The 17,920-nt window shown below is 70.7% G+C and carries 19 protein-coding genes and 1 tRNA gene; 11 read left to right on the forward strand and 9 right to left on the reverse strand.

The window, feature by feature from the left end:
* The first annotated feature begins 120 nt into the window (after positions 1–120).
* Positions 121–777 (forward strand): phosphate signaling complex protein PhoU, encoded by a 657-nt coding sequence (gene phoU / locus GH740_RS08780; protein WP_153745724.1) that lies wholly within the window; start codon positions 121–123, stop codon positions 775–777.
* Positions 778–894: 117 nt separating this feature from the next.
* Here the strand turns inward: phoU and GH740_RS08785 are convergent, their stop codons facing one another.
* The 4 genes from GH740_RS08785 to GH740_RS08800 form a co-directional block, all read right to left on the reverse strand.
* On the reverse strand, positions 895–1,635 hold the full coding sequence (locus GH740_RS08785; protein ID WP_153745725.1) for a phosphoglyceromutase: 741 nt from the start codon (positions 1,633–1,635) through the stop codon (positions 895–897).
* 50 nt (positions 1,636–1,685) lie between these two features.
* Entirely contained in the window at positions 1,686–2,780 is a 1,095-nt protein-coding gene (locus tag GH740_RS08790) for a folate-binding protein YgfZ (RefSeq protein ID WP_153745726.1), read from the reverse strand.
* Positions 2,780–3,379 (reverse strand): FABP family protein, encoded by a 600-nt coding sequence (locus GH740_RS08795; RefSeq protein ID WP_367641211.1) that lies wholly within the window; start codon positions 3,377–3,379, stop codon positions 2,780–2,782. The genes GH740_RS08790 and GH740_RS08795 overlap by 1 nt, the downstream gene beginning before the upstream one ends.
* A gap of 138 nt (positions 3,380–3,517) precedes the next feature.
* Positions 3,518–3,808 (reverse strand): hypothetical protein, encoded by a 291-nt coding sequence (locus GH740_RS08800; RefSeq protein ID WP_153745727.1) that lies wholly within the window; start codon positions 3,806–3,808, stop codon positions 3,518–3,520.
* 79 nt (positions 3,809–3,887) lie between these two features.
* Between GH740_RS08800 and GH740_RS08805 the strand changes: the two genes are divergently transcribed.
* The 7 genes from GH740_RS08805 to pstB all read left to right on the forward strand — a co-directional run bounded on the left by GH740_RS08805 (position 3,888) and on the right by pstB (position 11,886).
* Complete coding sequence (locus tag GH740_RS08805; protein ID WP_172978338.1) at positions 3,888–4,568, forward strand: response regulator transcription factor; 681 nt, start codon at positions 3,888–3,890, stop codon at positions 4,566–4,568.
* Between the two features lie 60 nt (positions 4,569–4,628).
* The gene (locus tag GH740_RS08810; protein ID WP_153745810.1) at positions 4,629–6,794 is read left to right on the forward strand and encodes an RNA degradosome polyphosphate kinase; all 2,166 of its coding nucleotides are present in this window, start codon (positions 4,629–4,631) and stop codon (positions 6,792–6,794) included.
* Positions 6,791–7,729, forward strand: a complete 939-nt coding sequence (locus tag GH740_RS08815) for an NUDIX hydrolase (protein WP_153745729.1) — start codon at positions 6,791–6,793, stop codon at positions 7,727–7,729. The genes GH740_RS08810 and GH740_RS08815 overlap by 4 nt, the downstream gene beginning before the upstream one ends.
* Before the next feature lie 121 nt (positions 7,730–7,850).
* Positions 7,851–8,960: a phosphate ABC transporter substrate-binding protein PstS gene (gene pstS / locus GH740_RS08820; RefSeq protein WP_367641214.1), complete on the forward strand. Its 1,110-nt coding sequence runs from the start codon at positions 7,851–7,853 to the stop codon at positions 8,958–8,960.
* Between the two features lie 75 nt (positions 8,961–9,035).
* Positions 9,036–9,989 (forward strand): phosphate ABC transporter permease subunit PstC, encoded by a 954-nt coding sequence (gene pstC / locus GH740_RS08825; protein ID WP_153745730.1) that lies wholly within the window; start codon positions 9,036–9,038, stop codon positions 9,987–9,989.
* Entirely contained in the window at positions 9,986–11,083 is a 1,098-nt protein-coding gene (gene pstA / locus GH740_RS08830; RefSeq protein WP_153745731.1) for a phosphate ABC transporter permease PstA, read from the forward strand. Before pstC ends, pstA begins: the two co-directional genes overlap by 4 nt.
* A gap of 23 nt (positions 11,084–11,106) precedes the next feature.
* On the forward strand, positions 11,107–11,886 hold the full coding sequence (gene pstB, locus GH740_RS08835) for a phosphate ABC transporter ATP-binding protein PstB (RefSeq protein ID WP_367641217.1): 780 nt from the start codon (positions 11,107–11,109) through the stop codon (positions 11,884–11,886).
* 6 nt (positions 11,887–11,892) lie between these two features.
* On the opposite strand, the gene GH740_RS08840 is transcribed toward pstB, so the two are convergent.
* The 4 genes from GH740_RS08840 to GH740_RS08855 all read right to left on the reverse strand — a co-directional run bounded on the left by GH740_RS08840 (position 11,893) and on the right by GH740_RS08855 (position 14,517).
* Complete coding sequence (locus tag GH740_RS08840) at positions 11,893–12,777, reverse strand: aminodeoxychorismate lyase (protein ID WP_153745732.1); 885 nt, start codon at positions 12,775–12,777, stop codon at positions 11,893–11,895.
* Between the two features lie 254 nt (positions 12,778–13,031).
* Complete coding sequence (locus GH740_RS08845) at positions 13,032–13,670, reverse strand: DNA-directed RNA polymerase subunit beta (protein ID WP_367641219.1); 639 nt, start codon at positions 13,668–13,670, stop codon at positions 13,032–13,034.
* Positions 13,671–13,679: 9 nt separating this feature from the next.
* A complete protein-coding gene (locus tag GH740_RS08850; RefSeq protein ID WP_153745733.1) occupies positions 13,680–14,099 on the reverse strand; it encodes a VOC family protein in 420 nt (139 codons plus the stop codon).
* Between the two features lie 70 nt (positions 14,100–14,169).
* A complete protein-coding gene (locus GH740_RS08855) occupies positions 14,170–14,517 on the reverse strand; it encodes a helix-turn-helix transcriptional regulator (RefSeq protein ID WP_153745814.1) in 348 nt (115 codons plus the stop codon).
* Between the two features lie 97 nt (positions 14,518–14,614).
* On the opposite strand from GH740_RS08855, the gene GH740_RS13955 reads away from it, so the two are divergent.
* From GH740_RS13955 to GH740_RS08870, 3 genes are all read left to right on the forward strand, one after another.
* The gene (locus GH740_RS13955) at positions 14,615–15,841 is read left to right on the forward strand and encodes an NAD(P)H-binding protein (RefSeq protein ID WP_153745734.1); all 1,227 of its coding nucleotides are present in this window, start codon (positions 14,615–14,617) and stop codon (positions 15,839–15,841) included.
* 38 nt (positions 15,842–15,879) lie between these two features.
* Positions 15,880–15,952 (forward strand) — tRNA-Lys (locus GH740_RS08865).
* A gap of 63 nt (positions 15,953–16,015) precedes the next feature.
* A complete protein-coding gene (locus GH740_RS08870; protein ID WP_153745735.1) occupies positions 16,016–17,314 on the forward strand; it encodes an NAD(P)/FAD-dependent oxidoreductase in 1,299 nt (432 codons plus the stop codon).
* A gap of 18 nt (positions 17,315–17,332) precedes the next feature.
* Here GH740_RS08870 and GH740_RS08875 read toward each other — a convergent pair whose 3' ends face one another.
* Entirely contained in the window at positions 17,333–17,911 is a 579-nt protein-coding gene (locus GH740_RS08875; protein ID WP_153745736.1) for an isochorismatase family protein, read from the reverse strand.
* Positions 17,912–17,920 lie beyond the last annotated feature (9 nt).

The raw sequence follows: 17,920 nt of genomic DNA on the forward strand, positions 1-17,920 counted from the left end.
TGTGCGGCGGCAGGAGTTCACCCGCGCGGCACCGTCCGTTAACCTTCGATGACGAAGATCACTGTGACCGGGATGCGCGAGCCGTCGACATCCCCCGACCCGCAGGAACGGTGAAGACCCATGCGCGAAGTGTTCCACCAGTCGCTCGAGGACGTGCAGGAGCGTCTCGTCGAGATCGCCGAATTGGTCACCTCCGCGATGGAGAAGGCCACCGCGGCGTTCGGCACGAGTGACGTGATGCTCGCCGAGGAGGTCATCGACGCCGACAATGTGATCGACGAGAAGGCGGTGGCCCTCGACGAGCTGGCGATCCAGATCCTCGCCCGCCAGCAGCCGGTCGCTCGCGATCTGCGCATCGTTGTGATGAGCCTGCGGGTGAGCGCGTCGCTGGAGCGGATGGGTGACATCGCCGAACACATCGCGCAGCTCACCCGGATGCGGTTCCCGGAGCGGGCGATCCCGAAGGGCCTGCGCTCGACGTTCACGAAGATGGGGGCGCTGGATGTCGAGGTGGCGCGCATGCTCACCGAGTTGCTGCGCACGGAGGACCTGGCCCTCGCCGAGCGGATCCGCAACCTCGACGACGACGTCGACGGCCTGCACATCGCCGTGTTCGAGAAGGTCCTCAGCGACAGCTGGCAGGGCGAGGCATCCGCGACCGTCGACGCGACCCTCGCCAGCCGCTACCACGAGCGGTTCGCCGACCACGCCGTGTCGGTCGCCAAGAAGGTGGTCTACCTCGCGACCGGCGACTGGACCGGCGACGAGGACGACTGAACCCCGCCGACTCCCGTCGGAAGAACAGGCGATGGGGCGAGAACAGGCTGATTCGAGCGGCATCCTGCCTGTCCTGGCCGCACCGCCTGTTCTCGCGACGCCCGCGGCGTCTGAGCGCTAGCGACCCTGGCTGGCCACGGCGGCGGCACCCGCGGCGGCGGCCTCCGGGTCCAGGTACTCCCCGGCCCCCAGCGGGGCGAGGTTCTCGTCGAGCCGGTACACCAGGGGGATGCCGGTGGGGATGTTGAGCTCGGCGATGTCCGCGTCGCTGATCCCGTCCAGGTGCTTCACGAGCGCCCGCAGCGAATTGCCGTGCGCGGCGACCAGCACCGTCTTGCCGGCCAGCAGGTCGGGGACGATCTCGGCGTGCCAGTACGGCAGCATCCGGTCGATGACGAGCTTGAGCGACTCGGTGCGTGGCACGTCGATGCCGGCGTAGCGCGGGTCGCCGACCTGACTGTACGTGTCGTCGTCGGCGAGCGCGGGCGGCGGCACGTCGAACGAGCGGCGCCAGAGCATGAACTGCTCCTGCCCGAACTCGGCCAGCGTCTGCGCCTTGTCCTTGCCCTGCAGCGCGCCGTAGTGGCGCTCGTTCAGACGCCACGACCGCTTCACCGGGATCCACAGCCGGTCCGCGGTGTCCAGCGCGATGTCGGCGGTCTGGATCGCACGGCTGAGCACCGACGTGTGCACGACGTCCGGCAGCAGCCCGGCCTCGGCGAGCAACTCGCCGCCGCGCGCCGCCTCGGCCTCGCCCTGCTCGGTGAGGCGGACGTCGACCCAGCCGGTGAACTGGTTCGACTTGTTCCACTCGCTCTGGCCGTGGCGGAGCAGGATCAGCGTGTAGGGCGCGGTCATGCCTGCCAGTTTACCGAGGCTCCCCACCCCCTCCTTCCACCCGCGGGGGGTCAGCGGCGGCGGCCGAGGCGCGGGATGCGGGGGACGGATGCCGTCGCCCCGGCCTCCGGCGGCACGATGACCTCCTGCGCGGCGGCCACCGCCCCCTCCGCCGTGTCGACCACCAGATCTGTGCCGACGGGGGTGTTGCGGCGCACGAGGGCCAGCGCGATCGGCCCCTGCTCGAAGTGCTGCGCGGCGGCGACCACGGCGCCGACCACCGTGTCGCCCGCGCGCACCGCGTCGCCCGCACGCGCCTCGGCCCCGTCCAGCTGCAGCGCCACCAGGCGCCGCGGCGGATGGCCGAGGTTGTGCACCTTCGCGACGGTCTCCTGGCCGCGGTAGCAGCCCTTGTCCAGGTGCACGGCGCTGCGCATCCAGTCGACCTCGTGCGGCAGCAGCCGCTCGTCGGCGTCGCTCATCCGCGGTCGCCACGCGGCGATCCGCAGCGCCTCGACAGCGAGGCTGCCCGCCAGCCGGATGCCGCCGGCCGCGGCGTTCCGCGCCAGCCGCTCCGCCTCGTCCGGTGCCACGAGCGCCTCCGCCCAGTCCCGGTCGGCCCCGGGATGCGGCTCCGCCGTGCTGTATGCCCAGCCGCCGACGGTGACACCCGGCCACGGGTCGCGCCAGACCAGCGGCACACCGTTCGGTGCCGCCGCGTGCACGGCCCCCAGCGCGGCGACGGTGCCGCCGACCACGGCGAGTTCGCCCGACGCGTCCCGCGGGTCGACCCGGAGCCGGAACCGCATCCGTTTCAGCCATGCCAGCAGCGGCTCGGCGTCGGCCCGGTCCACGATCAGCCACGCCGTCTGCCCGTCGTCGACGACGGATGCCGCGTGCTCCACGTGCCCGTTCGGGTCCAGGATCAACAGCTCCGCGCCATCCCCCGGCGCCAGCACGCTGACCCGCTGCGTGGAGATCGACTCGAGCCAGGTCAGCCGGTCCTCCCCCGGCACCGCGAGCACGGTCCGGTCCCCGAGCGGCGCGATCGCCGCGCCCCGGGCGAGCTCCCGCTGCTCCGCGAGCGGACTCCCCAGGTGCTGCAGGACGCCGTCCGCGACGATGGCGCCGCCTCCCGCCGTCAGCAGTCGTGCGAACGCGTCCATCACTGCACCTTCGCCAATCGTGCCGAGGCGTGCGAAGCCAGCTCGCCGCCGAGGGCCGCGATGTCCCACGCCCACAGCAGGTGTCCCTCGACGAGCCCGTACATGCGGGATGCCGCAGTGTACGCCTTCGCGCCGGCGGGCCGCACCACGGCATCCGTGGCGATGTCGATGCGCGGGCCCTGGATCCGGCCGAGGTACAGCTCGGTGATGCCGTCCGAGTGGACGAGCGACACCTCGATGTCGAACCCGCCCTCGGGGGTGCGCAGCGTCTCCACGTCCTCGGGGGTGCGGGCGGCTCCGGCGGTGCGGGCCGGCAGCAGCCCGGGGCCGGCCTCCGCGTCCGTCTGCGCACGCGACAGGCGCCAGTACCCGATCTCCGACACGAGCGCCGTGCGGGCGTCGCCCTCGCCGGTCCACGCGTCGGCCGAGTAGTTCAAGAACGCGCCGCCGTCGTGGCTGAAGCTGACCCGCTGCCCGAACTCGCCGGAGAACCGGTGCTCACCGGCGGTGTAGTCGATGACGCCGGACCCCTCCCAGACGCCGAGCAGCCACGCGAACGGCGTGAGATCAGCGGGAAGGCCGGCGGGGATCTCGATCACGTGTCAACGCTGGCCGCGATACAGGTTCTTTATCACGACCACCGAGATGAAAAGGATCGCCAGCGAAGCAAGGCCCAGCAGCCCCACGAAGAAGAGTTCCAGCGCCATGAGGTCCATGGCATCCACTCTAGACCGGATCTATCCGGTGATCAGAGCGGCAAGTCCGATGCCGGCGCTGATCACGCCGAGCACGAGGAGCGAGCCGCACATGCCCGCCGCGACCCGGGAGGTGAACCGGCGGGGGCGCCCGTATCCCAGCTGCACGGCGAACGACAGCACTATGCAGCCGGCGAGACCTGCACCCATCCACACGGCCCGCTGATCGACGGGCGTGAACACGGCGATCGCGATGCCGATGAGCGCGGCCACCACCCAGACGGCGACGACCCCCGCGAACGTCCCGCGTGGGGCCAGCTCAGGCGTCGACATGAGGCCATTGTCGCATGCCGCATAAGATGGGCTCGCGGCGCTGCGAGGGCCGCGCCCCTCCACTCCGCTCGGAGGACCTTTGGCACAGCTTCTCGTCATGAGCTCGGCGAGCGATCCCGCCCTGCCGTCGCTCGAGCTGCTCGCGCACCGGGTCCGCACGATCCCGGCCGACCCGGCCGAACTCGTGTCCGCACCGCCCGCGGACCTGCTGGTCCTGGACGCACGCACCGACCTCGTCGCCGCGAAGTCGCTGTGCCGGGTGCTCACCGCCACCGGGTTGGAGGCGCCGCTGCTGCTCGTGGTCACCGAGGGCGGGATGGCGGCGGTGGGCGCCGACTGGGGCATCAGCGACGTCCTGCTCACGACGGCAGGCCCGGCCGAGACCGAGGCGCGCATCCGCCTCGCGGTCGGGCGCGGGATCGGCGGCGCGCCGGAGCCGGTCCGGGTGCAGACATCCGGGCTCACCATCGACGAGTCCTCCTATTCCGCGCGGCTGCGCGGGCGGCCCCTGGACCTCACGTATAAGGAGTTCCAGCTGCTGCACTTCCTGGCCACGCACCCGTCCCGCGTGTTCACCCGCGAGCAGCTGCTCAGCGAAGTGTGGGGGTACGACTACTTCGGGGGTACCCGCACCGTCGACGTGCACGTGCGGCGGCTGCGCGCGAAGCTCGGCGAATCGGAGCAGCTGATCGGCACCGTGCGGAACGTGGGATACCGGTTCAACGTCGCCGAGGACGAGAGCGAGACCGTCCCGTCGTAGCCGCGGCGGCGGCATCCGACTCGTCGCCCGCATGCCACATCACCCTGCAATGATGTGATGATGATCGAACACCAGATCCTCGACACCGGGCTCGACGACGGCGAGGACGACGACTTCGATCTCGACGAGGTCTACGATTCCGAGTTGCCCGAGGGGCGCTATCTCGACCGCGAACTGAGCTGGCTGGCGTTCAACCAGCGGGTGCTGGAACTCGCCGAGGACCCGTCGTTGCCGGTCCTGGAGCGGGCGAACTTCCTGGCGATCTTCGGCAGCAACCTGGACGAGTTCTTCATGGTGCGGGTCGCGGGCCTGCGCCGCCGCATCGTCACCGGTCTCGCGGTGCCCACGAACGTGGGCCGCGCCCCGCAGGACGTGCTCGCCGACATCTCCGACGAGGCGCACCGCCTGCAGCTGCGCCACGCCGCCGTGTGGACCACCCAGGTCAAGCCCGCCCTCGCCGACGCCGGCATCGACTTCCTCTCGTGGGCGGATGTCAGCGAGCAGGAGCGCGCCGACCTGTACCGGTACTTCCAGGAGCAGGTCTTCCCGGTGCTCACGCCGCTGGCCGTCGACCCCGCGCACCCGTTCCCGTACATCTCCGGCCTGTCCCTGAACCTCGCTATCCGCATCCGCAACGCGCGCACCGGCCGGCAGGAGTTCGCCCGGCTCAAGGTGCCGCCGATGCTCCCCCGGTTCGTGCGCGTGGACGACGGGTCCGGGCGGTTTCGGTTCCTGCCGCTGGAGGACTTGATCGCGAACAACCTCGCGGACCTTTTCCCCGGTATGGAGATCCTCGACCATCACACATTCCGGCTCACCCGCAATGAGGACATGGAAATCGAGGAGGACGAGACCGAGAACCTCATCCAGGCGCTGGAGGCCGAACTGCTCCGGCGCCGCTTCGGGCCGCCGATCCGCCTGGAGGTCACCGAGGACATCGACGACGTCACCCTCGACCTGCTCATCGACGAACTCGCGATCAACGAGCAGCAGGTCCACCGTCTGCCCGGCCCGCTGGATCTGCGCGGGCTGTTCGACCTGAACCGGATCGACCGCCCCGAGCTGCGGTATCCCGCGCACGTCCCGGTCACGGCCCTCGCGTTCCAGCCGGCGGACCAGAACGGCCGGGCGGACCTTTTCGCCGCGATCCGCAAGGGCGACGTGCTCGTGCACCACCCGTACGAGCCGTTCGCGACAAGCGTGCAGGCGTTCCTCGAGCAGGCCGCGAAGGACCCGCACGTTCTGGCCATCAAGCAGACGCTGTACCGCACCTCCGGCGACAGTCCCATCGTGCAGGCGCTGATCGACGCGGCCGAGGCCGGCAAGCAGGTGCTCGCCCTGGTCGAGGTGAAGGCCCGCTTCGACGAGGCCAACAACATCACCTGGGCCCGCAAGCTCGAGAAGGTCGGCGTGCACGTCGTGTACGGACTGGTGGGTCTGAAGACGCACGCGAAGCTCGCCCTGGTGATCCGGGAAGAGGACGGGATGCTGCGCAGCTACGCGCACATCGGCACCGGCAACTACAACCCCAAGACGAGCCGCATCTACGAGGACCTCGGCCTTTTCACCATCGACGAGCAGGTGGGCCGCGACCTCATCCGCCTGTTCAACGAGCTCAGCGGCTACGCGATCGAGAAGAAGTTCAAGCGTCTGCTGGTCGCCCCGCGGCACCTGCGCAAGGGCCTGCTGCGGCTCATCGACAAGGAGCGCCGCAACGCGCTGGCGGGGGTGCCGGCGCGCATCCGGATCAAGGCGAACTCGATGGTCGACGAGCAGATCATCGACGCCCTGTACCGGGCCAGTCAGGCCGGGGTGATCATCGACGTGTGGGTGCGCGGCATCTGCAGCCTGAAGCCGGGCGTGCCCGGGATGAGCGAGAACATCACCGTGCGCAGCATCCTCGGCCGCTACCTCGAGCACTCCCGGATCTTCACGTTCGCCGGTGGCGGGAACCCGCAGGTGTACATCGGCAGCGCCGACATGATGCACCGTAACCTCGACCGCCGGATCGAGGCGCTCGTGCGGGTCGGCTCTCCCGCGCACATCAAGGCCCTCGAAGACCTTTTCACACTCGCGATGAGCGACGGCACCAGCTCGTGGCATCTGCAGTCCGACGGCGAGTGGGTGCGGCACAGCGTCGGCGAGAACGGCCGCCCCCTCATCGATCTGCAGGACCGGACGATGCAGAACGTGCAGCGGCGGCGGCGTGCCAGGGCGGTGCGATGAGCGAGACCGCCGTGTACGCCGGCGGCGGCGTGGTGTGGCGTCTTGTCGACGACAAGCTGAAGGTGCTGGTGATCCACCGCACCGCGTACGCCGACATCACGCTGCCCAAGGGCAAGGTCGACCCGGGCGAGATGCTGGCGGAGACAGCGGTGCGGGAGGTGTTCGAGGAGACCGGGATCCGGGTGAACCTCGGCGTGCCGGTCGGGGTGTCCCGCTACACGCTGCCCAGCGGGCGCACGAAGATCGTGCACTACTGGTCGGCGTTCGCCAGCGACGACGCCATCCGCGCCTCCGGGTTCGTGCCCAACAAGGAGATCGCCGCGCTCGAGTGGGTCTCGCCGAAGAAGGCGCGCGCACGACTGAGCTACCCCGTGGATGTCGAGATCCTGGACAACTTCCTCAGGCTCGTGGATGACGGCATCCTGTACACGTTCCCGGTGATCGTGCTGCGGCACGCGAAGGCCGCCCCGCGCGGGGACTGGAACGGCGAGGACGCGCTGCGGCCGCTGACAGTGCGCGGGACGAAGCAGGCGCAGACCCTCACCGGTCCCCTGCGTGCGTTCGGAGCCCGCAAGATCATCACGTCGGATGCCGTGCGCTGCGTCGCGACGGTGACCCCGTTCGCCGCGGCCGCCGGCCGGCAGGTGCACGGCACCCCCGCCATCTCGCAGGACGCGTGGGAAGAGGGCACGGCCGACGTGCGCGCCGTCGTCGGCCGGCGCGTGCGCTCAGGCAAGCCCGCGGTCGTCTGCAGTCACGGGCCGGTCCTGCCCGACATCCTGCGCGAACTCGCGCTGGCCACCGGAACGGTCCGCGGCTCGTATCTGGATGACGCGGCGGCGCTGCCGGTCGGCGCATTCTCCGTCGTGCACCTGTCCTCGACGAATCCGGGCTCCGGGATCATCGCGATCGAGACGCACGAGCCCAAGGCCTGACCCGCCGCCCTGTTCACCTTCCGTTCACCCGTACAGCGCATCCTGGTCACCAACGCGCTCTACGGTCATGCCGAGCCCCGCACCAGGGGCCGACAACCCTGACACGTGAAGGATTCACACAGTGAAGCTCACCCGCATCGCACCCCTCGGCGTCCTGGCCCTGGCCGGCGCTCTCGTCCTCGCCGGCTGCGCCTCGAACGAGACCGCCGCCGACGGGGGCAGCAGCACCGCACCCTCCGGCGACAGCACGGCGAAGCTGTCGGGCACGATCAACGGCATCGGCTCGTCGGCGCAGGGCACCGCACAGCAGACGTGGATCGCGGGCCTGCAGACGGCGAACCCCTCGCTGAACATCAACTACGACCCGCAGGGCTCGGGCGCGGGCCGCAAGAGCTTCATCTCGGGCGCGGCGGACTTCGCCGGCTCGGACGCGGCGCTGAAGGACTCCGAACTGGCCGGCACTTTCGCGCTGTGCGTGGACGGCACCAAGGCCATCGACCTGCCGGTCTACATCTCCCCGATCGCGATCGCGTACAACGTCGAGGGCCTGAACGACCTGAAGCTTGATGCCGCGACCATCGCCGGCATCTTCTCCGGCAAGATCACGAAGTGGAACGACGCGAAGATCGCCGCGCTGAATGCGGGCGCCGCACTGCCGGACGCGGCGATCACCGTGGTGCGCCGGTCGGACGACTCGGGCACCACGCAGAACTTCACGGAGTACCTGGCCGCGAACGCGAAGGACGTCTGGACCGAGCCGTCGGGGCAGACCTTCCCGTATCAGATCGGGGATGCCGCGAAGGGCACCTCGGGTGTCGCCGAGGCCACGAAGAACGCGAAGAACTCGATCACGTACATCGACGAGTCCGGGTCGGCGGGTCTGTCGATCGCGCAGCTGAAGGTCGGCGACGCGTTCGTGAAGCTGTCCGCCGAGGGGGCGGCCGCGGTGGTCGCCGACTCGCCGCTGGTGTCCGGCCGCGCCGAGAACGACCTGGCCGTGAACATCAACCGCACCGACACGCAGGCGAACGCCTGGCCGCTGGTGCTGGTGTCGTACATCGTCGCCTGCCAGCAGTACCAGGATGCCGCGAAGGGCGCCCTGGTCAGCAACTACATCCAGTACCTCGCCAGCGCCTCCGCCCAGCAGGCGGCCGCGCAGCAGGCGGGCTCGGCGCCGCTGTCGGCGGAACTGTCGGCGAAGGTGATCGCCGCCGCGAAGTCGATCAAGTGACCGACCGGTCCGGTCCGGGGCCCGCCCCCGGACCGGACCGTCTGCCGTTTCGCACAGCACCAGGAAGAGAGCAGGATGACCGCAGCCACCGCCACCGGCCCGGCACGTCCCAAAGCCAGGGTCCGGGTAGGGGATCGCGTGTTCGCGACCACCACGATCGTCGCCGGGTCCCTGATCCTGGCGACGCTGGCCGCCGTCGCCATCTTCCTCGTCATCCAGAGCATCCCTGCCCTGGTGGCCGGCGCCGGCGAGCTGCCGAACGACGCGACGAACTTCTGGCAGTACGTGTGGCCGCTCGTGTTCGGCACGGTGTGGGCGGCGTTCCTCGCCCTCGTGTTCGCCACCCCGCTGTCGATCGGGATAGCACTGTTCATCACGCACTACGCGCCGCGGCGGGTCTCGCAGATGCTCGGCTACATCATCGACCTGCTGGCCGCAGTGCCGTCGGTCGTGTTCGGACTGTGGGGCATCGTCGCGCTGGCACCGTTCGTGCAGCCGTTCTACCAGTGGCTCGGTGAGAACCTCGGCTGGTTCCCCCTGTTCACCCCGCCGGTGTCCGGCACCGGCCGCACCATCCTCACGGCGGCGATAGTGCTCGCTGTCATGGTCATCCCGATCATGACCGCCATCTGCCGCGAGGTGTTCCTCCAGGCACCCCGGCTGCACGAGGAGGCGGCGCTGGCTCTCGGCGCCACGCGCTGGGAGATGGTGAAGATGGCGGTGCTGCCGTTCGCGCGCAGCGGCATCGTCTCCGCGATCATGCTGGGCCTGGGCCGCGCCCTGGGCGAGACGTTCGCGGTCGCGATGGTGCTCTCCCCCGCGTTCGTCGTCAAGTTCGCGGTCCTGCAGTCCCAGAACCCGAACACGATCGCCGCGAACATCGCGCTGCAGTTCCCGGAGGCCACCGGCGTCTCCGTGAACGCCCTCGTGGCATCCGGTCTCGTGCTGTTCGCCGTCACCCTGATCGTCAACGTCCTCGCCCGGTGGATCATCGCCCGCCGCGCGGCCTTCTCGGGAGCCAACGGATGACCCTCACCGCACCCCCGGCGCTGCGCACCATCCGGGTCACCAACACTCTCGCGTCGGGACGACTCCCGCGCGGCACCGCGTGGATGGTGCTCGCCGGATCGTTGGCGGTGTCCGTCGCTTTCTTCGCGCTGCTGGCGATCGCCGGGGCCACCGAGGGCTTCACGATCGTCGGCGCAGTGTTCGCGGGCACCGTGCTGTTCGACATCGTCCTCTACGTGCTCTCGCGCATCGTCGAGGGCGGCCGCCGCGCCGTCGACCGGCTCGTGACATCCCTCGTGTCCACCGCGTTCGTGATAGCGCTGCTGCCCCTGATCTCCCTGGTCTGGACGGTCATCGTCGGGGGCCTGGGGCGCCTGGATGTCGCGTTCTTCACGCAGTCGATGCGCAACATCGTGGGCGAGGGCGGGGGCGCCCTGCACGCCATCATCGGGACGCTGCTGATCACGCTGATGGCCGCGGTGATCTCGGTGCCGATCGGGCTGCTGACCTCGATCTACCTTGTCGAATACGGGCGGGGGCCCCTGGCGAAGGCGATCACCTTCCTCGTCGACGTGATGACCGGCATCCCCTCGATCGTGGCGGGCCTTTTCACGTTCGCACTGTTCGCCCTGATCCTCGGGCCGGCGGTGCGCAACGGCTTCATGGGAGCGATAGCACTGTCGGTGCTGATGATCCCGGTCGTGGTGCGCTCCAGCGAGGAGATCCTACGCCTGGTGCCCAACGAGCTGCGCGAGGCGTCCTACGCGCTGGGCGTGCCGAAGTGGCTGACGATCCTGCGGATAGTGCTGCCGACGTCGCTGGCGGGCATCGTGACCGGCGTGATGCTGGCGATAGCGCGCGTGATCGGCGAGACGGCGCCGCTGCTGCTGGTGACCGGGTTCACGTTCAGCATGAACTACAACCTGTTCCAGGACCGCATGATGACCCTGCCGGTGTTCGTGTACACGCAGTACACGCAGGCGGCGGGAGTGCACGCGCAGGAGTCCATCGACCGGGCGTGGACGGCCGCGCTGACCCTCATCCTCATCGTGATGGCGCTGAACCTCGTCGGCCGGCTCATCGCCAAGATCTTCGCGCCCAAGCGCGGCTTCTAGAATTCTGCAAACGAAGGAACCCTGTGTCCAAGAGCATCGATGTCACCGACCTGAACGTGTACTACGGCGACTTCCTCGCCGTGGAGGGCGTCTCGCTGCACATCCCGCCGCGCAGCGTGACGGCGTTCATCGGCCCGTCCGGCTGCGGCAAGTCCACGTTCCTGCGCACCCTGAACCGGATGCACGAGGTGATCCCGGGGGCGCGCGTGGAGGGCCAGGTGATGCTGGACGGCGACGACCTGTACGCCGCGGGCGTCGACCCGGTCGCGGTGCGCCGCAGCGTGGGCATGGTGTTCCAGCGCCCGAACCCGTTCCCGACGATGTCGATCAAGGAGAACGTGCTGGCGGGGGTGCGCCTGAACAACAAGCGCATGTCGCGGTCGGACGCCGACGCGCTCGTGGAGAAGTCGCTGCGCGGCGCGAACCTGTGGAACGAGGTCAAGGACCGGCTCGACAAGCCGGGGTCGGGGCTGTCCGGCGGCCAGCAGCAGCGCCTGTGCATAGCGCGGGCCATCGCCATCGAGCCGCAGGTGCTCCTGATGGACGAGCCGTGCTCGGCGCTGGACCCCATCTCGACGTACGCGATCGAGGAGCTCATCGCGCGGCTGAAGACCGAATACACGATAGTGATCGTCACGCACAACATGCAGCAGGCGTCCCGGGTCAGCGAACGGACCGCGTTCTTCAACATCGCCGGCACCGGCAAGCCCGGCAAGCTCATCGAGTACGACGACACCGCGACGATCTTCACCACGCCCACCGAGCAGGCCACCGAGGACTACGTCTCCGGCCGCTTCGGGTAGACGGGGTCAGTCGCGCGGGCTCAGCAGGTACCGGTTGATGGATGCCGTGAGCTCGCCGTCCACGGCGAACGCGGCGCCGTCGACAGCGGCGATGGGCGCGGCCAGTCGCACGCTCGAGACGAGCCATGCGGCATCCGCCCGCACGAGCGCGCTCACCGGCACCGTCTCGTAGGCGACATCGTGCCCGGCGCCGCGCAGGTGCTCGAAAAGGCTCATCTGCGTGGTGCCGTGCAGGATCCCGCTCCCCGTCGCCGGGGTGACGAAGCGGTCGCCGATCCGCAGCACGACGGAGGAGGTCGGCCCCTCCAGCACAATGCCGTCGCTCGTGACGAAGATGGCGTCGTCGGCGCCGCGCCGGTGCGCCTCGCGCAGCGCCGCCATGTTCGTCGCGTACGAGAGCGTCTTCGCGCCCAGCAGCAGCCACGGCGCACGCTCGGACGCGCCGCTGTCGATCCCGCGGTCCAGGGTGACCACCCGCACCCCGCCGGTGCGCGGGCCGGAGTTGTCGGGGGCGGCGGATGCCGTGGCCCACGCCGTCGGCGCCGGCCCGTGCTCGACGCCGCGGCTGAGGATGAGCTTGACGGCGCTCTCCCCCGGTCCGCACTCGGCCGCGACGCGGGCGACCGCCTGCCGCCACTGGCCGGCATGAGGGGCGGGCAGGTCGCACAGCGCCGCGGAGTGCGCCAGCCGCTCGAGGTGCGCGCCCACCTCCTGTGGGTGGCCGTCGACGACCCCGATCGTCTCGAAGATGCCGTCGCCGCGCTGCGTGCTGAGCTCCCCGACGCTCAGGGCCGGCGCCGACGGGTCCACCGGCGCGAAAGTGCTCATGTAGTCATCCCGCACGTCGTCGGCGGGGACGGGGGCGATGAGCAGGGCGAAGTGGGCGGCCATGGTCCGAGCTTAGGGCGCCCCGGGCCGCCGTTCAGGTCGCAGGAACTCTTGGCTTCCACGCCCGTGGCCGGCCCGGGACGGCCGGATTCCGCGCGATCGTCCTGCGAGCCGGACACCGCCGGGCGCGAGGGAATACCGGCCGGATGCCGTCGGTTACACTTGATCGGCCGGGCCGCGGTAACCCCGGGCTCCATCTTCTGCCGCCGCGAGCGGCCACGCGCCGAGAGGCGTTCTGCGGCCCGGCACTTCTTCGCTCAGCTGAGGGCATCCAGCCGCCACAGCGCCGCGCAGCCGGACAGGTCGCCGGCGAACGTCGACAGGCGCAGTGCTCGGCGGGTCAGGGTCGTCGCGCGCTCCGGCTCCGTGCCCTCGTAGTCGTCCGCGAGGTGCGTGGAGCCGGATGCCTGGACCCGGCAGAACGCCGCGGCGCGCTCGAGCGCCACGGCGAAGTCACCCTCGAACACGCCCCGCAGGATGCGGTCGATCAGCGCCACCAGCTCGTCCGGGCCGGCGGGGACGGGGGCGCCGGCCACCACGGGGTCCACCGAGTGGATCTCGACCCGACCGCGCTCGTACAGGAGAGCCGAGGTCTGCGGGTCGTCGTGGATCATCAGCTGCACCAGGTACAGCCGCCACAGCGCCCCGGGCAGCGACCGCGCCGGCGCCTGCGACCACAACTCGGCGAGATCGTCGATGCCGTGGCGGCGCGTGAATTCGACGAGCCGGTCCACGGTCGCGGCATCCGGGTCCTCGGCCACCCGGGACAGCAGCGCGGCGGCGGTGGAATGCGCCACCCGCGCGGCCTCGGCCGGATCGTGCGCACCGAACAGGCGATCCATCCGCCCGGACGGTCGGCGCACCGGCTTGTGGAAGTCCCTGCGTGGGTCCGTCACCCGTCCAGGCTACGCCGTCGCCGCGACCCCGTTGATCCGGACGTGGTTGCCGGCCGGGTCGCGGAACGCGCAGTCACGCGGCCCCCACGGCTGGTCCATCGGCTCCTGCAGCACCTCGGCGCCGGTCGCGCGGATGCGCTCGAACGTCCCGTCCAGGTCGTCGGTGGCGAACACTATCGGCCCCGGGCCGGCGCCCTTCGCCACGAGCCGGTGCAGGGTGTCTGCGTCATCGGGCGAGCGCCCCGCCTGCGGCGCTGACAGGACGAGCGCGACGCCCGGCTGGCCCGGGGTGCCCATGCTCAGCCAGCGCCAGCCGTTTCCGGTCACGTCGTTGAGCACGGTGAGCCCGACCGCGTCGCGGTAGAACTCGAGCGCGGTGTCGACGTCGTCCACGGTGAGGGGGAAGAATCCGAACCTGATCTCTGTCATGCGTCAACGGTAGGCCGATGCCGCGGGCCGGCGCTTCTCCGATCCTGCTCCGTTCGACCTTCGCCGGGTTTCACGGATAGCGCGTCGGCCGCGTCAGTAACCGGGCGAAGCACTCCGGCAGCGCCTCCGCGTCGTCGTGCGGCCGCGCCCGATACGCGCTCGGGGTTTCGCCGACGATGTCGGTGAACGTCGAGCTGAACGACCCCAGGGATGTCGCGCCGACGGCCGTGCACGCGTCGGTGACGCTCGCCCCCGCACGCAGCAGCGCCATGGCCCGCTCGATACGGCGTGTCATCAGATACGCGTACGGGGTCTCGCCGTACGCCGTCTTGAACTCACGGGAGAAGTGCGCCGGCGACATGAACGCGCGGGCGGCCATCGTGGGCACGTCCAAGGGCCGCGCGTACTCGCGGTCCATCAGGTCGCGGGCGCGGCGCAGGTGCGCGAGCGTCTGCGGCGACTGCGGGGTGGATGCCACGCGTCGAGGCTACCGGGTCGCACAGTACGCTCGGACCATGGCCACGAGGATCGCTGTCGCGGGCGGGACGGGCACCGTCGGCCGGCTCGTCACCGAGTTTGTCCGGCAGCGCGGCCATGACGCGGTCGTGCTGTCGCGCTCGACCGGGATCGACCTCGTCACCGGCGCGGGGCTGGACACGGTGCTGGCCGGCGTGGACGCCGTGATCGACGTGAGCAACACCCTGTCGATGTCGGCTGCGGCATCCGTCCGCCACTTCGAGACGACGGCGCGGGTCCTCGCCACCGCGGAGCTGCGCGCCGGAGTGCGGCATCACGTGCTGCTGTCGATCGTCGGCGTCGACGCGCCGCACACCTCCGGCTACGGCTACTACCGCGGGAAGCTCGCGCAGGAGCGTGCGGTCGCCGCCGCCGGCGTGCCGTGGACGCTGCTGCGGGCGACCCAGTTCCACGAGTTCGCGCAGCAGTTGTTCCAGCGGACGCGGTTCGGGCCGTTCGTGCTGGTGCCGGCGATGCGCGCGCAGCCGGTGGCGGCGCGCGAGGTGGCCGCGCAGCTGGTGGAGCTGGCCGAGGGCGCACCCGCCGGGCGGGTCTCGGACGTCGCGGGCCCGCGGGTGGAGCGGATCGCCGAACTGGCCCGCCGGTACGCGCGCGCGGCGGGCGCGTCCGGCGTGGTGGTCGAGCTGCCGCTGCCGGGCGCCGTGGGACGGGCGATGCGTCAGGGCGGCCTGCTCCCCGCGCCCGATGCCGACGTGCGCGGCCCCGCCTACGCGGACTGGCTGTTCGAGCAGACCGGGTCGGACGGGGTGGCGAGGATGCCCCGGACCGTCGGCATCGCCGGCATCCCGATCATGCGCTCGCCGCTGCCCGCCCCGCCGGAGCCGTCGCTGTCCAACGCGCGGGAGCTGGTCGCGCGGCTGCGGACCGCGGGGATGCCGATCGCCCTCACGGTGCACGGCGACGAGCGGCGCCTTCCCGCCGCCGTGGACCAGGCAGCGTTCCGCGCGCTGCAGGAGGCCGTGTCGCTCGTGCTGATGCGGACCCGCGGGGTGGAAGCCGATGCCGTCGTGCGCTATCTGCCGCACGCGGTCGAGATCGAGGTGACGCACGGCGCGGCGCGGCTGACGCCGCAGGCGAGCCGGTCGGAGACGCTGAACCGGTCTCGCGCCCAGGTGCGCCGGCTCGGCGGGGCGGTCTCGTCGGGGCCGACCACCGAGGGCGGCTTCCGGCTGGCGGCGACGATCCCGATCCCGACACCGACGTGATGCCACAGGCGCGACAGGCCCAGTAGTCTTGAATCCAGGGGCCTGTAGCTCAGTTGGCAGAGCATCGGACTTTTAATCCGCGGGTCGAGGGTTCGAGCCCCTCCGGGCCCACTCCGCTGCGGATGCGCGTGCAACCCCCTTGTCGCCCGCGGGAAGCGACCTACACTGCCGATCATGGACGAGCACACGTATGACGTCGTGGTTGTCGGAGGTGGATTCGCGGGTGTGGCGGCGGCGCGCACCGCAGCGCAGCGCGGCCTGCACGTGCTGCTGATCGACAGCAACCCGTTCCACCAGTTCCAGCCGCTGCTGTACCAGGTGGCGACCTCGCAGCTGTCGGTTGCGGCGGTCGCACGTCCCCTGCGTTCGATCTTCCGTCGCCGGCCACGGGTGCAGCTGAGGATCGCGCGGGTGACGGCCATCGACCTGACCGATCACGCGGTGACCACCTCGGACGGCGCCATGTTCCGCGGCCGCAGCCTTGTCGTGGCGGTGGGCGCCGAACCCAACTTCTTCGACACCCCCGGCGCGAAACAGCACGCCTATCCGCTGTATTCGGTCGCCGACGCGACGGCCCTGGCCTCGCGCCTGCTCGGGCTCATCGACGGGGCGACCAGCGGTGAGACGGCGCAGCCGTTCGACATCGTCGTCGTGGGCGGGGGCCCCACCGGCGTCGAGACCGCCGGGGCGATCGCGGAGAACCTGGACTACGTGGTCTCCCGCTACGTCTCGCCGGACTTCGCAGCGTCGTGCACGGTCCACCTGGTGGACATGGTCGACCAGGTGCTGACGCCCTTCTCGGTGCCCTCCCAGCAGTACGCGCAGCGCCGTCTGAAGAAGGTCGGGGTGAACCTGAAGCTGGGCAGCGGCGTCACCGCAGTCACCGAGCACGGGGTCTCCCTGGCGGACGGCACCACCATCGACACGCCCGTGGTGGTATGGGCGGGGGGACTGAAGGGAAGCGCGCTGCTGGCCGAATCGGGTCTGCCGGTCGGCCGTGGCGGACGCGTGGACGTGGCACCCGACCTGTCCGTGCCCGGGTTCCAGCGCGTCTACGCGCTGGGCGATGCCGCCAACATCCCCGGACCCGACGGCACGCCGCTGCCTCAGCTGGGCTCGGTCGCGCAGCAGTCCGGCGCGTGGGCGGGCCGCAACGTCCACGCCGAGCTGTCCGGAGCGCAGCCCACACCATTCGCCTATCGCGACAAGGGCATCATGGCGATGATCGGACGCGGCGCCGCCGTGGCTGAGCTGGGCCGCCGGCATCGTGGGCTGCGCGGACCGCTCGCGTTCGCCGCCTGGCTCGTGGTGCATGTGATGCTGCTGTCCGGCATTCCGCAGCGGGTGAGCGCGATCGTCTCGTGGGCGTGGGACTACTTCACCCACCGACGGCCGCACGTCGTCGTGTATCGACCGGAGGAGTACGCCCGCGGCCACCTCGCCACGGCGAGATCCGCGGACGGCACCGGCTGACGCTCGGCGGCCGAACCGTCATTGCGCGGACACGAGCTCCGCTCCGGCGTGCGCGAGCTCGGCCAGCGCCGCGTCGCTCGAACCGGCATCCACCCCGGCGACCAGATCGGTGAACACGCGCACATGCCGGCCCCGCGCGATCGCGTCCAGCGCCGACGCGCGCACGCAGTAGTCGGTCGCGATGCCGGTCACATCGATGTCGACGATGCCGTACCGGTCGAGCAGCTCTTCGACGGTCGTTCCGTCGTCCGTGGTGCCTTCGAACAGCGAGTACGCAGGGCTTCCCTGCCCCTTCTTCACGTGGTGGGTGACGGATGCCACGTCCAAGCCGGGGTCGTAGTCGGCCCCCGCGCTGCCGGCGACGCAGTGCACGGGCCACGTCTGCACGTGATCGGGCTCCCCGCGCGCGAAGTGCCCGCCGTTGTCGCTGTCGGGATCGTGCCAGTCACGGGACGCCACGATGATGTCGTAGTCGGCCGCGTGCGCCAACAGCATCCGAGAGATTCCTTGCGCGACGGCATCCCCGCCCTCGACGCCGAGAGCCCCACCCTCGGTGAAGTCGTTCTGCACGTCGACGATGAACAGTGCGGTGCCCATGCATCGAGG

This window comes from Microbacterium sp. SYP-A9085, from assembly GCF_009649635.1.
Lineage (GTDB): Bacteria > Actinomycetota > Actinomycetes > Actinomycetales > Microbacteriaceae > Microbacterium.